Source organism: Shinella sp. M27 (assembly GCF_049199905.1).
Taxonomy (GTDB): domain Bacteria; phylum Pseudomonadota; class Alphaproteobacteria; order Rhizobiales; family Rhizobiaceae; genus Shinella.
Genome location: NZ_JBLZPK010000029.1, coordinates 17,471 through 30,920 on the forward strand (window position 1 = coordinate 17,471; position 13,450 = coordinate 30,920).

Below are 13,450 nucleotides of genomic sequence, written 5' to 3' on the forward strand. Positions count from 1 at the left end.
GGAGCTTACCGGTTGTAACGCTTCATAAAGTCTTGCCGCCTATCTTGTCCCCGTAGGGGAAACGGGGCCTTCGGCATGCGCGGCGCATTTTTTGCAGCAGTCTCACTGACGGCCTTCGCCACGGCTGCTCCCGCGGGCGCGGCCACGCTCAACCTGCTCATCTGGGAATCTTATATCGATGGGCAGATTCTCAAGGACTTCTCGGCCGAGACGGGTGTCGAGGTCCGCCAGACCTTCTACGACAGCGGCGATGCGCGCGACGAAATCCTCGCCGACCCCAACAGCAATGTCGATGTGGTGCTCACCAACGAGAACGGCGCGCGGCTCTATGGCAACCGCGGCGTCATCATGGCGCTGGACACCACAATGGTGCCATCGCTCAAGGACTATGCCGAAACCTGGACGACGCGCTGCGGCGGCTTCGGTGTGCCCTATCTCTGGGGCACGATGGGCATCCTCTATCGCTCCGATAAGATCACCACGCCGCCCACCTCCTGGGCGGACATGATGAAGCCGACTGAGAGCCTGCGCGGCCACATCGCCATGTATGACGACCATGCCGAGGCCTTCGTCGCCCCGCTCGTACTGCTCGGCAAGTCGGTCAACGCCAATGACAACGAAACGCTGAAGGCGGCCTATGAACTGATGAAGGCGCAGGTGCCCTATGTGCTCACCTACGACTATGTCATCACCTCCATCCAGAGCGCCGACAAGGGGCCGAACATCTGGATGGCGCTCGGCTATAGCGGCGACCAATACACGCTGAACGACAAGGTTTCTTCGCCCGGCCTCTGGCGCTATGTCGTGCCGAAGGAGGGAACGCTCTCCTGGCTCGACTGTGTTTCCGTCAGCGCGCGCTCTGAAAACAAGGATCTCGCGCTGAAGCTGGTGGATTACATCAGCAACGCCAAGAACGGCGCCCGCAACGCCGTCAAACTCAACATGCCGACCGCCAGCACCGCCGCTTTGGCGCTGCTGCCGGAAGACATGCGCTCCAATCCCGAAATCTATGCCGCACCGGAAATCCTGGCCAAAAGCCAGTTTCAGGAGGAACTGACCGTACAATCGGTGCAGGCCCGCCGCCGCATCATCAGCAGTCTGGCCAAGATCAGTGACGCTCGGTAAACGCGCCCTCTCCCTCATTTTTCCCGTCATTCTGGCCGGCTACGTGCTTGCGGCCTCGCTGATCTATTATGTGCAGAGTTCTTCGGTCATCGGGCTGGAGCGCGCGCGGCTCTGGCAGCAGATGGGTCTGCTGACGGCCGTCTTCCAGAACGAGGTGACGCAGAACCGCAGCCTCATCTATTCACTCGTCGAGGGTGGCGCCGTGCGCCTCTTCGTCAACGAGCCGGACGCCGCCTATCGCAGCAACGCGCTCGGCGTGCGCCTGCAGCAGAGCATCACCTCGCTCTCCGATGACGGCAAGAAATTCATCTCCGTCGCCATCATCCGCCCGCCGCTGACGGTCGACTACTACTACGAGAACAGCGACGATCCCTTTGCCGAGATCACGCGCCAGCAGGTCGAGCATGCCCGCCAGGTGATCGCAAGCCCCCGGCTGTCCTCCTGGAGCTATCTTGATGTCGAGGGCATCGAGCCGCTGATCGTGCATTCGGAATTCATCGACCCCCTGACCTTCAACCGTCCCGTCGCCAGCGCCAAGAACGGCGCGATCCTGGTGCAGACGGCGGTCAGGCCAAAACTGTTCCTCGACATGAAGCGGGCGCTGGAGAAGGAATACGGCGCTGAGATCGAGATCGGCCAGCACCAGCTTCTCGCCCAGGGCGCACTCTCGGCCACCGCGACGCTCAGCCCCTCGCTCTTCGCGCGCCTGACGCCGGATCCGATGTTCCTGAACGACCGGCTGTGGACGCTGAAATCGCTGCTGGCGCTCGGCGCCATCGCGCTCAGTCTCTGCACCATCGTGCTCGTGCTCGGCCTCGTGCGCCGCTACATCACCAATCCCATTGCCCGCCTCGACCGCCAGCTGACCGACGTGATGACCGGCAGCCGCAGCGCGCTTCCCGAGATGAACGAAGCCGGCGAGATCGGCCGCCTGTCGGCCAACGTCAAGCGCCTGCACGACCATTCGATGCAGTCCTTCGATCTCGTGCAGAACGCCTCGTGGACGGACACGCTGACGGGCATTTCCAACCGCGAATATTTCAACATCCGCTCCACCCAGATCCTCGAAGAGGCCGAAGCCGAGGATATCGGCTGCACCCTGCTCTTCATCGACGTGGATAACTTCAAATTCGTCAACGACAAACACGGCCACAAGATCGGTGACGAGCTTCTGAAGGTTCTCGCCGACCGTATTTCGGCGATCGTCGCGCGCGCGGTCACGGAACGCGGCCTGCCGGACGGTCTGTTCGCGCGGCTTTCCGGCGACGAATTCGCCATCATGCTGCGCTGCCAGCCGGGAAGCGGCACGATCACCGAAACATCGAACCAGATCCTGGCGCTCTTCGGCGAAGGGTTCGAGGTTTTGGACAAGGCCTATCCGGTCACCGCCAGCATCGGCATCGCCGTCTATCCCGAGGACGCCCGCACCCTGCCCGAGCTCGTCGCCAACGCGGATGCCGCCATGTACCAGGCGAAATCCCAAGGCAAGAACGGCTCGGCGCGCTATTCCCGCTCGCTGCACGAAAAGCGCAACCGCCAGCGCCGCATCGAAGAAGAGCTGCGCGTGCTCGATCCCGACCGCGAATTCCACCTCGTCTATATGCCGATCGTCGATGGCCACGGTAAGGTTATGGGGTGCGAGGCGCTGTTGCGCTGGAATTCCCCGGTTCTCGGCCGCGTGACGCCGGACGAATTCATTCCGATCGCCGAGACGACCGGCCTGTTCAGCAAGATCGACTGGTGGGTGATCGACCGCGCAATGGCGGAGTACGGCCAGATCAAGAAGCTGTTCGGCGCCGAGACGATCCTTTGCATCAACATCTCATCGGCCGAACTTTACACCAAGTCGATCAGCGACCATTTCTGCGAATGCGCCGACCGGCATGGCGTGGATGCCCGCGTCATCGAGATCGAGCTGACGGAAACCTTTGCGGTGAAACTCGGCGAGCAGTCGCGCCGCAACATCGAGATCCTGCGCAGCCGTGGCTTTCGCATCTCGATCGACGATTTCGGCGCCGGCTATACCTCGGTGCAGCAGATCATCGAATACCCGGCCGAGACCATCAAGCTCGACCGCGAACTGGTCGAAAGCCTCACCCGCTCGGCCGCCCTTCCGACGCTGCGCGCGCTCGTGGCGCTCTGCCACGCGCAGGACATGTCGGTGATTGCCGAAGGCGTCGATACGACGGAGAAAATGGGCCTGCTCGCCGCCGCCGGTTGCGACTTCTACCAGGGCTATCTCATCTGCAAACCCCAGCCGATCGAAGAGCTCGGCATCTGGGCGATGCAGCGGCTGGTGGAAAAGGCGCGCGAAGTTGCGCAAAGCCCGGAGCGTCGGGCGCGGGCGTAAAGCAAATGGGGCTGCATCGCAGCCCCACTCTCAAAATCACGACGTCGGGAAATCCAACCCCATTTCGCGGAACCGCGCCGGGTCGTCGCCCCAGTTCTCGCGCACCTTCACAAAGAGAAAGAGGTGCACCGTCTGCTCGAGGATTTCAGACAGTTCCTTGCGGGACGCCGTGGAGATCGCCTTGATCGCGTCGCCGTTCTTGCCGAGTGCGATCTTCTTCTGGCTGTCGCGCTCGACATAGATGACCTGTTCGATGCGCACCGAGCCGTCCTTGCGCTCTTCCCACTTTTCCGTTTCGACATGCGAGGAATAGGGAAGCTCCTGATGGAGGCGCAGGAAGAGCTTTTCACGGGTGATTTCGGCCGCAAGCTGGCGCATCGGCAGGTCGGAAATCTGGTCTTCCGGATAGTACCAGGGGCCTTCCGGCAGCGCGGCGGAGAGGTAATCCATCACGTCTTCACAGCCGGAACCGTTCAGCGCCGAGATCATGAAGGTGCGCTCGAACTTGACGACCTCGTTGACGGCGGCCGTCAGCTTCAAAAGATCTTCCGGCTTGACGCGGTCGACCTTGTTCAAGACGAGGATCTTCGGCTGGTGGACTTCCTTCAGGCCTTCCAGGATCGTCTCGGCGTCTCCTCTGAGGCCACGCTCGCTGTCGATCAGGAACATGATGAAGTCGGCATCCTTGGCGCCGCCCCAGGCGGTCGTGACCATGGCGCGGTCGAGCCGGCGGCGCGGCTTGAAAATGCCGGGCGTGTCCATGAAGACGATCTGGGCGTTGTTGTGGATGGCGATGCCGCGCACGATGGCGCGCGTCGTCTGCACCTTGTGGCTGACGATCGATACCTTGGCGCCGACGAGGCGGTTGACCAGCGTCGACTTGCCGGCATTGGTCGCGCCGATCAGCGCCACGAAGCCCGAATGGGTCGGGCCTTCGACGGCGGCGCCGGTTTCGGCAGGGTTTTGGTTTTCTTCGGTCATGATGTCCGTTTAATCCGAGGCCTGGCTTTTCGGCCAGACGCCTTCGCGTTCCAGAATCTTCGTTGCGGCCACCTGTTCGGCGGCCCGTTTCGAGCGGTCGACGCCGGTTTCCGGCTTCACGCCCTTGATCTCCACCGTCACGGTGAAGCGCGGGTCGTGATCCGGGCCGGAGCGGTCGTCCACCTTGTAGTTCGGCGTCAGGCCGAAGCGGGCATGCGCCCATTCCTGCAATTCGGTCTTGGCATCGCGCCGCGCACCTTCCGCGCGGGCCGCCCTGCCCTCCCAGTTGCGCAGGATGAAGCCGCGCGCGGCTTCCAGCCCGCCGTCGAGATAGATCGCGGCGATCAGCGACTCTATCACATCGGCGCGCACATTCAGCATGGCTTTTCCAGTGAGCTTCTTCACGTCCGCACCGGTGCGGATGAAGCGGTGCAGCGCGAGGTCATCGGAGACCGCCGCACAGCTTTCGGCGCTCACGAGTTGGTTCAGGCGAACGGAAAGCTCGCCCTCCTTGGCATCGCGAAAGGTGCGAAACAGCATCTCAGCGACGCAGAGCCCGAGCACCCGGTCGCCGAGGAATTCCAACCGCTCGTAATTGCTGCCTTTTCCCGGCCGGGCGCTCGCATGGGTGATCGCCCGGTCGAGACGCTCCTTGTCGGTGAAGGCGTAGCCGATCAGCTCTTCGAGAGCCTTGCGGTTGACGTCGTTCAGCGGAACGGCGCCCTTCATTCAACGACCTTGAACAGACGATCCCAGCGCAGGTTCGTCGGCCATTTCCAGATTTCGCTGAAGGCGGTGTCATGGCCGAGCGAGAAGAAGATGAGGCTGGCGCGGCCGATCAGATTTTCCGCCGGCACGAAACCGACGTCGAAACGGCTGTCGGCCGAGTTGTCGCGGTTGTCGCCCATCATGAAATAATGGCCTTCGGGCACGATGAATTCGCGCGTGTTGTCGCCGACCGTGCCGGGGCGCGTGTCCAGCGTGTCATAGGTCACGCCGTTGTCGAGCTTTTCACGGAAGACCGGAACGTCCTCGCCCGTGTCGTACTGGTCGTCGGCGCGGAAGAAGCCGTTGTGCTCGCGCGGAACCACGACACCGTTGACGTAGAGCTCGCTGTCCTTGACCTGAATGCGGTCACCCGGCAGGCCGACGAGACGCTTGATGTAGTCGATATCCGGGTTCGGCGGGAAGCGGAAGACGACAATGTCGCCGCGCTTCGGCTCGCTGGCGAAGATGCGGCCGGAGAACAGGTTCGGCGAGAACGGCAGCGAATATTTCGAATAGCCGTAGGAGAACTTGTTGACGAAGAGGTAATCGCCGACGAGCAGCGTCGGCATCATGGAGCCGGAGGGGATGGTGAAGGGCTGGAAGAGCAGCGTACGGATCACCACAGCGAGCAGCAGCGCCTGGATTATGACCTTGACGTTTTCCCACAGGCCGCCTTCGGCCTTTTCTGTCTTCTCTGCCACGCCGGACTTTTCCTTATTTGCGAACATGGGGCCCTCTATAGAGGAAAGGTTGTCTGTTGGAAATCGCGTCGGTCAAAAAGACGCGGGGATCCGGTTATCCAGGCGTTCCGGCCGGAAGCGCCTCGATGATCACGAAAGCTTGCGCCAGCGGAAAGTCGTCGGTGATGGTGATGTGGATGCGCGCCTCGTGGCCCGCAGGAAGCATCTGTTGCAATCGCTCCAGCGCCCCGCCCGTCAGCTTCATCGTCGGCTTGCCGCCCGGCAGGTTGACGACGCCCATATCCTTCCAGAACACGCCCTGCGCCAGACCCGTGCCGAGCGCCTTGGAACAGGCCTCCTTGGCGGCGAAGCGCTTGGCATAGGAGGCCGCGCGGTTCTTGCGCCCGTCGGATTTCGCCCGCTCGATCTCGGTGAAACACCGATCGGTGAACCGCGCGCCAAACCGCTCCAGCGACTTCTCCACCCGGCGGATGTCGATGAGGTCGCTGCCGATGCCGATGATCATAGGGTCGTTTCTCCGGGGGAAAGGGCGGTTGTGCGGGTCGGGGAAAGGCCGGCGCGCTCCAGAAGGCGCGCGTGACGCCGCGCCTTGAAGGAGCGCACGGCAAAGCGTGTCACGCCATAAGCGATGGCGGCCGTCACGAGACCGAGAAGGCCGGCGCCGGCAAGCATCGGCTTCAGAACCGGCTGCCAGAGTTCGGACAGTTGCAGGTGCTCCAGCCGATGGAAGAGCTCTCCCGCCGTCACCGCCTCGCTGGAGGTGATGCCGAGAAGGACCTCGCCGACGCGGAAGGTCGCGAGCGCAATCAGCGGAATGGTGAGCGGATTGGCAATGGTCGTGGCGAGCGCCGCAGCCAGCAGATTGCCGGCCATCAAATAGGCGAGCGCCATGGCTAGGACGATATGGAAGCCGAGAAGCGGCGTGAAGGCGGAAAACATGCCGGCGGCAACGCCGGCGGCCACCGCATGCGGCGACGCGGAAAGGCGCAGGATTCGCTTGGCAAGGTAGCGCGCCGGACGCGTTAACCCCTTGCGCGGCCAGAAGAATTCGCGCAACCGGTCGGCCATCGAGGCCTTCTTTCGGCGTCTGAACAACATGCCCAAGACATAGCCGATCCGTTAGTGGCATTTCAATGGCGCTGACATAGCACCAAGACCGGCCGTGGCGCACTCTGTGCGCCACTCGATCTCAAGACCTTAGAAGGACTTGCGGAACAGGCCGCGGTCGATCTGACGCTGGCGATATTCCAGGTCGATGCGGTCGATGGCGCCATTGAGATAGGCGATTTCGCGCTCTTCCGAGTTCGGAACGCGCAGGGCGCGGGCAAAGTTCTTGATCTGCTTCAACATGGTAAACCTCTTTCGGTTACCTCCCGAAACAGAAGATAGGGTGGAAGCCCCCAAGGCACCAGCGACACTATTCCAATACAGCCATGCAAATGGCGCATAACGACTGGTCAAATGTTGGGCAAACCTGCCTTATTCAGGGCAGGCTGCCATATTTTTGCATGGAAACCGTCATGTAAACACGCGACTGATCGTCGAGACGCACTGAAGCTCCTTGAGCTGGCCCATCAGCTGGTTCAGCTGGCGGAGATCCCAGACTTCGAGATCGATGTGCACTTCGGTGAAATCCGTCGCCACCCGCGTCATCGACATGGAGCGGATATTGACGTCACTGGTGGCAATGGTCTGGGTGACTTCGGCCAGCGTGCCCGGCTCGTTCAGGGCGTTGATCACGATACGCGCCATGAAACGGGTATTGTTGGCCTCGTCTAGATCCCAGCGCACGTCGATCCAGCGTTCCGGCTCGTCGTCGAATTTTTGCAGCGCCGGCGACTGGATCGGGTAGATCGTGATGCCCTTGTCCTTCTCCATGATGCCGATGATGCGATCGCCCGGCACGGCGCCGCCGGCGGAGAATTGCACCTCGGCATTGCCGGAGAGGCCACGGATCGGCAGGGCCTCGGGGCCGGTTTCCGTTTCTGCACCTTCGAGCGCCGACTTCGCCTTGCCGGGCAGCTTGAAGACCATGCCGGCGGCGCTGCGCATGTTGAACCAGCCCTCCTCCGTGTTGGGCTTCACCGTCACGCGCTCGTCCTGATAATCCGGAAAGACGGCGCGCAGCACGTCGAGCGACGACAGCTCGCCGCGGCCGACCGAAGCGATGGCGTCCTCGACGTCCTTCTGGCCAAGGCGATGCAGCACAGGCTTCAAACCGTCGCGAGAAAAAGATTTGCCGGCGCGGTCGAAGGTGCGCTCCAGAATGCGGTAGCCGAGGCCGGCATATTGTTTGCGCACGGCGGCACGGGTCGCTCTGCGGATGGCGGCACGCGCCTTGCCGGTGACGACGATCTCTTCCCAGGCCGGCGGCGGCACCTGAATGCCGGAGCGGATGATCTCCACCTCGTCGCCGTTGGAGAGCCGCGTGACCAGCGGCATGATGCGGCCGTTGATCTTGGCGCCGACGCAGGTATCGCCGACATTGGTGTGCACCGCATAGGCGAAATCGATGGGTGTGGCGCCGCGCGGCAGGGTGATCAGCTGGCCCTTCGGTGTGAAGGTGAACACCTGGTCCTGGAACAGCTCGAGCTTGGTATGCTCGAGGAATTCTTCCGGATTGTCGCCTTCGGCCAGCGCCTCGATCGTCCGGCGCAGCATGGCATAGGCGTTGGAGCGCGGCGACGTCGTGCGCACCTCGCCGATCACCACTTCCTTGTCCTTGTAGAGCGAATGCGCCGCGATACCGTATTCGGCGATCTCATGCATGCGCTTGGTGCGGATCTGCAGTTCGATGCGCTGGCGCGACGGGCCGACGATGGTGGTGTGGATCGACTGGTAGTCGTTCTGCTTCGGCGTCGAGATATAGTCCTTGAAGCGGCCCGGCACGACGCGCCAGCGCGTATGCACGATGCCGAGCGCAGCATAACAGGCCGGCACATCGTCGACGAGGATGCGGAAGGCGTAGACGTCCGACAGCTGCTCGAAGGACAGCGACTTCGACTGCATCTTGCGGAAAACCGAATAGACCGTCTTCTGCCGCCCCTTGACGAGCGCGTCGTCGAGGCCGTTGACCACAAGCAATTCGCGCAACTCGTCCTCGATCTTGCGGATCAGGCCCTCATTGCGGCGGGAGAGTTCCTCCAGCTTGTTGGTGACGGTCTCGAAGGCTTCCGGATTGATATGGCGGAAGGAGAGGTTTTCCAGCTCCTCGCGCATGTCCTGCATACCCATGCGGCCGGCGAGCGGCGCATAGATATCCATCGTCTCCTCGGAGATGCGGGCGCGCTTTTCCGGCGTCATATGGTCCAGCGTGCGCATGTTGTGCAGCCGGTCGGCGAGCTTGACGAGCAGCACGCGCACGTCGTCGGAAATAGCGAGCAGCAGCTTGCGCAGGTTTTCCGCTTGCTTGGCCTTCTTGGAGACGAGGTCAAGCTTCTTGATCTTGGTGAGGCCTTCGACCAGCGCGCCGATATCCTCGCCGAACAGTTCGTCGATCTCGCCGCGCGTCGCGCTGGTGTCCTCGATCGTGTCGTGCAGCAGGGCGACCGCGATCGTCGATTCGTCGAGGCGCATATCGGTCAGGATGGCGGCGACTTCGAGGGGATGCGAGATATAGGGATCGCCGCTCGCCCGCTTCTGCTGCCCATGCTTCTGCATCGCATAGACATAGGCCCTGTTGAGCAGGGCCTCGTTGACGTCGGGCTTGTACTTCTGAACCCGTTCGACGAGTTCATATTGGCGCATCATTCTCGGTCGGCTCCCTCCCCGCGCGGCGGGGCAAAAAAAAGTGCGCCCCGACCATAAGAGGGGCGCACCGGCATTCGCAATATCAAAGGCTTCGGTAAGTTACCGAAATCAGTAATCGTCGCTCTTTTCCGGCGGTACGAGGCCTTCGATGCCGGCCAGCAGCTCTTCTTCCGACATACGGTCGAAGGTGATGGTTTCCGGCTGGTCCTCGTCCTCGTCGACGGTAGCCGTCGTGGACGCGGTGTCGGCAGCCAGGCTTGCCGGATCGGGCTCGGGCTCGTCCACTTCGACATGCTTCTGCAGCGAGTGGATCAGGTCTTCCTTGAGGTCGTCGGGCGACAGCGTTTCGTCGGCGATTTCGCGCAGGGCAACGACGGGGTTCTTGTCGTTGTCGCGGTCGATGGTGATGGCGGCACCCTGCGAGATGAGGCGGGCGCGATGGCTTGCAAGCAGAACCAGCTCGAAGCGGTTGTCTACCTTGTCAATGCAATCTTCAACGGTGACACGGGCCATTGCCTGTCCTTTGTGATCGAGAATTTCAGGAGTTTGCATGCCCGATACAGGCAAAGCAGGAAAAATTCAAGTTTTTCCTTCCCTGTCCCGACAGCCGCGTGTCATAAGTCTCCCCATGTAATTTCTGGTTGAGTCCTGACGTTACGGCAGGCTGAAAGACCAAATATCCGACAAATAGGGTAACGTGCGGGAACTGTTCTTCAATTCCGAAGCCTTTGAAATTGCTGAAACGATGCCGGTGACAAAAATCGTATCCGCAACCTAGGTTTGCTTGGAAAGCGCCTTCGGCTGCCCTAAATGAAGATTATATGAAAAAGAGTTAATTCAACCGGCCAGTGCATCCGGAAGGGCCGGAACATGTTCAAAACCGACCTGTTTAGCTCAACTTCTACTTAAAAGGATTTCCCGATATGTTCGACCCCCGCGAGAAAATCGCACTCTTCATCGACGGTGCAAATCTCTATGCGGCTTCCAGGACACTCGGCTTCGACATCGATTACAGGAAGCTTCTGAAGGCCTTCCAGAAGCGCGGCTACCTGCTGCGCGCCTATTACTACACCGCTCTTATCGAAGACCAGGAATATTCCTCGATCCGCCCGCTGATCGACTGGCTCGACTATAACGGTTACAAGGTCGTCACCAAGCCGGCCAAGGAATTCACCGACTCGCTCGGCCGCCGCAAGATCAAGGGCAATATGGACATCGAACTCGCGATCGATGCCATGGAGCAGTCCGAGACGGTCGACCATCTCGTCATCTTCTCCGGCGACGGCGATTTCACCACGCTCGTCGAGGCGCTGCAACGGAGGGGGCGCAAGGTTTCCGTCGTTTCCACCATGCAGACGCAGCCGCCGATGATCGCCGACGACCTGCGCCGCCAGGCCGATTATTTCATCGACCTTGGTACGCTGAAGGCTGAAATTGGCCGCGACCCGTCCGAGCGCCCGCAGCGCAATGTCGAGCCGGCGGCAGACAACGTCGCCGAATAAGCGCCCCTTTGCCGTGCTTCCTGCTTAACGTCCCGCTCCGGGACGTTAATGCGTTCAGGACCCAGCTTACGGTTTTTCTTGAAATTTCCTGACGCAGAAACCCTGAAATTCCGGGCTTTTCAATGTTCCGTTAAACATTGATTCAAATGCGCCCGCGGGCCATTAATGTTCCGCAAGTTTCTCCTGATATTCCCATTGCCGTACAGTCATTTCGCATTGGGACATCTTACAACATGGTGGACGCAGTCTCGCTTTCGGGCAACAGCTACCGGGCAGCATCGAACGCGCTTGAACTGCGTGCGGCGACGCCTGCGGTGGAAAACCGCCCTGCCGCCTCCGCCCTTGCCGCGCTTACAGTGCCGCAGCCGGTCACGCAGGTCTCGACACCGTCGGAAACAGCCGAGGACATCGGCGACCTCAGCTTCCTCTACGCGCCGAACGGCCAGCCTGGCCTTTCCACCGTTCCCGCCTATGCCGTGCCGTCCGCCCAGGCGACAGGCGAAGCGCGCATCTCCGCCGAACGCAACCCGACGGCGCGTCTTGCGATCGAGAGCACCGATCTCAACGCCCTGCTCTCGTCCTTCCTTGCCCCGCGCACGCCAAGCGCCAATCCGGCCCCCTCGCCGGACGTGCCGAGCGAAACGAACGGCGCACAGCTTGCGCTCGCCGCACAGCAATCGGTCATCGCGCAGCTTTACGCGCAGTTCTGAATTTCATCTTGAAATCGGGATACGCGCCGGCCTGATCGCCGGCGCCGGAGAAGCAGCGTCAGCCGCGATCGCGCAGCAGGCGGCCCTTCTGGCGGTTCCAGTCGCGTTCCTTCTCGGTCTCGCGCTTGTCATGCAGCTTCTTGCCCTTGGCAAGCGCAAGCTCGAGCTTGGCCCGGCCGACATCGTTGAAATAGACCTTCAACGGCACCAGCGTCATGCCCTCGCGGTTGATCGCGACGCGCAGACGATGGATCTCGCGCTTGGAGAGCAGCAGTTTGCGGCGGCGGCGGGTCTCGTGGTTGAAGCGATTCGCCTGCAGGTATTCCGGCAGGTAGGAATTAATCAGCCAGATCTCGCCGCCCTCGTCCGAGGCGTAGGATTCCGCAATATTCGCCTTGCCTTCACGCAGCGATTTGACCTCCGTGCCGGTCAGAACCAGACCGGCCTCGTAGGTGTCTATGATCTCGTAGTTGAAGCGGGCCTTGCGGTTTTCCGCTACAATTTTCTTGACCGTCGCTGGGCGTGCTTTTGTTGCCATATCAGTTCAGCAGGCCGGCGTGGCGCAGCGCCGCGTCGATGGCAGCCTCCGTGGCCGGCTCCAGAGTGGGCAGAAGCGGCGAACGCACGAAGCGGTTCATGCCGCGGGTACGGTTCAGCGCATATTTCGCGCCGCAAAGGCCGGGCTCCAGGAAGATCGACTTGTGCAGCGGCATCAGCTTGTCCTGATAGTCCAGCGCCTTGGCGTAATCACCCGCCAGCGTCGCTTCCTGGAATTCGGCGCACAGGCGCGGCGCGACATTGGCCGTGACCGAGATGCAGCCGACGCCGCCATGGGCGTTGAAGCCGAGTGCGGTCGCGTCTTCGCCCGAAAGCTGGACGAAATCCTTGCCGCAGGTGATGCGCTGTTCAGACACGCGCTCGATCTTGCCCGTCGCATCCTTTACACCCATGATCGAGGGATGCGCCTTGTGCAGCGCGCCCATCGTTTCCGGCGTCATGTCGACTACGGAACGGCCGGGAATATTATAGATGATGATCGGCAGCTTCAGAGCGCCGGCAATCGCGGCATAATGCGCGAAAAGGCCCTTCTGCGTCGGCTTGTTGTAATAGGGCGTCACGACGAGAACCGCGTCCGCACCGGCCTTTTCGGCGTGCTGGGCGAGATCGATCGCTTCCTTGGTGTTGTTCGAGCCCGCACCGGCAATGACCGGAACGCGGCCCTTTGCCACCTTGATGCAGAGTTCCACCACCCGTTTGTGCTCGTCATGGGACAGCGTCGGCGACTCGCCGGTGGTGCCCACCGGAACGAGACCGTGGCTGCCCTCACCGATCTGCCATTCGACATGAGCCGCGAACGCGTCTTCATCGACAGCGCCGGCATCGGTAAAGGGGGTGACGAGAGCGGGAAGGGATCCCTTGAACATCCAGAACTCCTGAGGTCAAAGCCGCCCGTGGGCTTACATGCTTTGGCCGTATTCCGTGGTTAAAAACGCTGGCACAATAGTCGGGTGGCGGTCATGCGGCAAGCGTCGCGATGGGCGTTTTTCATGCACAAACAAGGCG

Annotated in this window: 14 protein-coding genes; 4 read left to right on the forward strand and 10 right to left on the reverse strand. The window is 61.5% G+C overall.

Annotation, left to right across the window (positions count from 1 at the left end):
* Positions 1–75 precede the first annotated feature (75 nt).
* On the forward strand, positions 76–1,125 hold the full coding sequence (locus tag ACOZK4_RS11690) for a polyamine ABC transporter substrate-binding protein (RefSeq protein ID WP_421592034.1): 1,050 nt from the start codon (positions 76–78) through the stop codon (positions 1,123–1,125).
* Positions 1,112–3,475 (forward strand): putative bifunctional diguanylate cyclase/phosphodiesterase, encoded by a 2,364-nt coding sequence (locus ACOZK4_RS11695; RefSeq protein ID WP_421592035.1) that lies wholly within the window; start codon positions 1,112–1,114, stop codon positions 3,473–3,475. Before ACOZK4_RS11690 ends, ACOZK4_RS11695 begins: the two co-directional genes overlap by 14 nt.
* Positions 3,476–3,511: 36 nt before the next feature.
* Here ACOZK4_RS11695 and era read toward each other — a convergent pair whose 3' ends face one another.
* The 8 genes from era to rpoZ form a co-directional block, all read right to left on the reverse strand.
* On the reverse strand, positions 3,512–4,456 hold the full coding sequence (era, locus tag ACOZK4_RS11700; RefSeq protein ID WP_313522677.1) for a GTPase Era: 945 nt from the start codon (positions 4,454–4,456) through the stop codon (positions 3,512–3,514).
* 9 nt (positions 4,457–4,465) lie between these two features.
* Positions 4,466–5,185: a ribonuclease III gene (rnc, locus tag ACOZK4_RS11705; protein WP_421592036.1), complete on the reverse strand. Its 720-nt coding sequence runs from the start codon at positions 5,183–5,185 to the stop codon at positions 4,466–4,468.
* Complete coding sequence (gene lepB, locus ACOZK4_RS11710; RefSeq protein WP_313522680.1) at positions 5,182–5,952, reverse strand: signal peptidase I; 771 nt, start codon at positions 5,950–5,952, stop codon at positions 5,182–5,184. The genes rnc and lepB overlap by 4 nt, the downstream gene beginning before the upstream one ends.
* 67 nt (positions 5,953–6,019) lie before the next feature.
* On the reverse strand, positions 6,020–6,430 hold the full coding sequence (acpS, locus tag ACOZK4_RS11715) for a holo-ACP synthase (RefSeq protein ID WP_313522682.1): 411 nt from the start codon (positions 6,428–6,430) through the stop codon (positions 6,020–6,022).
* A complete protein-coding gene (locus ACOZK4_RS11720; protein ID WP_421592037.1) occupies positions 6,427–7,023 on the reverse strand; it encodes a DUF2062 domain-containing protein in 597 nt (198 codons plus the stop codon). Before ACOZK4_RS11720 ends, acpS begins: the two co-directional genes overlap by 4 nt.
* A gap of 99 nt (positions 7,024–7,122) precedes the next feature.
* On the reverse strand, positions 7,123–7,275 hold the full coding sequence (locus ACOZK4_RS11725) for a DUF3563 family protein (RefSeq protein WP_117369271.1): 153 nt from the start codon (positions 7,273–7,275) through the stop codon (positions 7,123–7,125).
* Positions 7,276–7,443: 168 nt separating this feature from the next.
* Complete coding sequence (locus ACOZK4_RS11730) at positions 7,444–9,675, reverse strand: RelA/SpoT family protein (RefSeq protein ID WP_421592038.1); 2,232 nt, start codon at positions 9,673–9,675, stop codon at positions 7,444–7,446.
* A gap of 108 nt (positions 9,676–9,783) precedes the next feature.
* Positions 9,784–10,188 carry a DNA-directed RNA polymerase subunit omega gene (gene rpoZ / locus ACOZK4_RS11735; protein WP_421592039.1) on the reverse strand — a complete coding sequence of 135 codons (405 nt, stop codon included), beginning with the start codon at positions 10,186–10,188 and terminating at the stop codon, positions 9,784–9,786.
* Between the two features lie 410 nt (positions 10,189–10,598).
* On the opposite strand from rpoZ, the gene ACOZK4_RS11740 reads away from it, so the two are divergent.
* Together ACOZK4_RS11740 and ACOZK4_RS11745 are read left to right on the forward strand one after the other, a co-directional pair.
* Complete coding sequence (locus ACOZK4_RS11740; RefSeq protein WP_117369265.1) at positions 10,599–11,177, forward strand: NYN domain-containing protein; 579 nt, start codon at positions 10,599–10,601, stop codon at positions 11,175–11,177.
* 233 nt (positions 11,178–11,410) lie between these two features.
* Entirely contained in the window at positions 11,411–11,887 is a 477-nt protein-coding gene (locus ACOZK4_RS11745; RefSeq protein WP_421592040.1) for a hypothetical protein, read from the forward strand.
* Positions 11,888–11,945: 58 nt separating this feature from the next.
* Here ACOZK4_RS11745 and smpB read toward each other — a convergent pair whose 3' ends face one another.
* Positions 11,946–12,425: an SsrA-binding protein SmpB gene (smpB, locus tag ACOZK4_RS11750; RefSeq protein WP_117369261.1), complete on the reverse strand. Its 480-nt coding sequence runs from the start codon at positions 12,423–12,425 to the stop codon at positions 11,946–11,948.
* Between the two features lies 1 nt (position 12,426).
* Positions 12,427–13,311: a 4-hydroxy-tetrahydrodipicolinate synthase gene (gene dapA, locus ACOZK4_RS11755; RefSeq protein WP_421592041.1), complete on the reverse strand. Its 885-nt coding sequence runs from the start codon at positions 13,309–13,311 to the stop codon at positions 12,427–12,429.
* Positions 13,312–13,450: the final 139 nt, after the last annotated feature.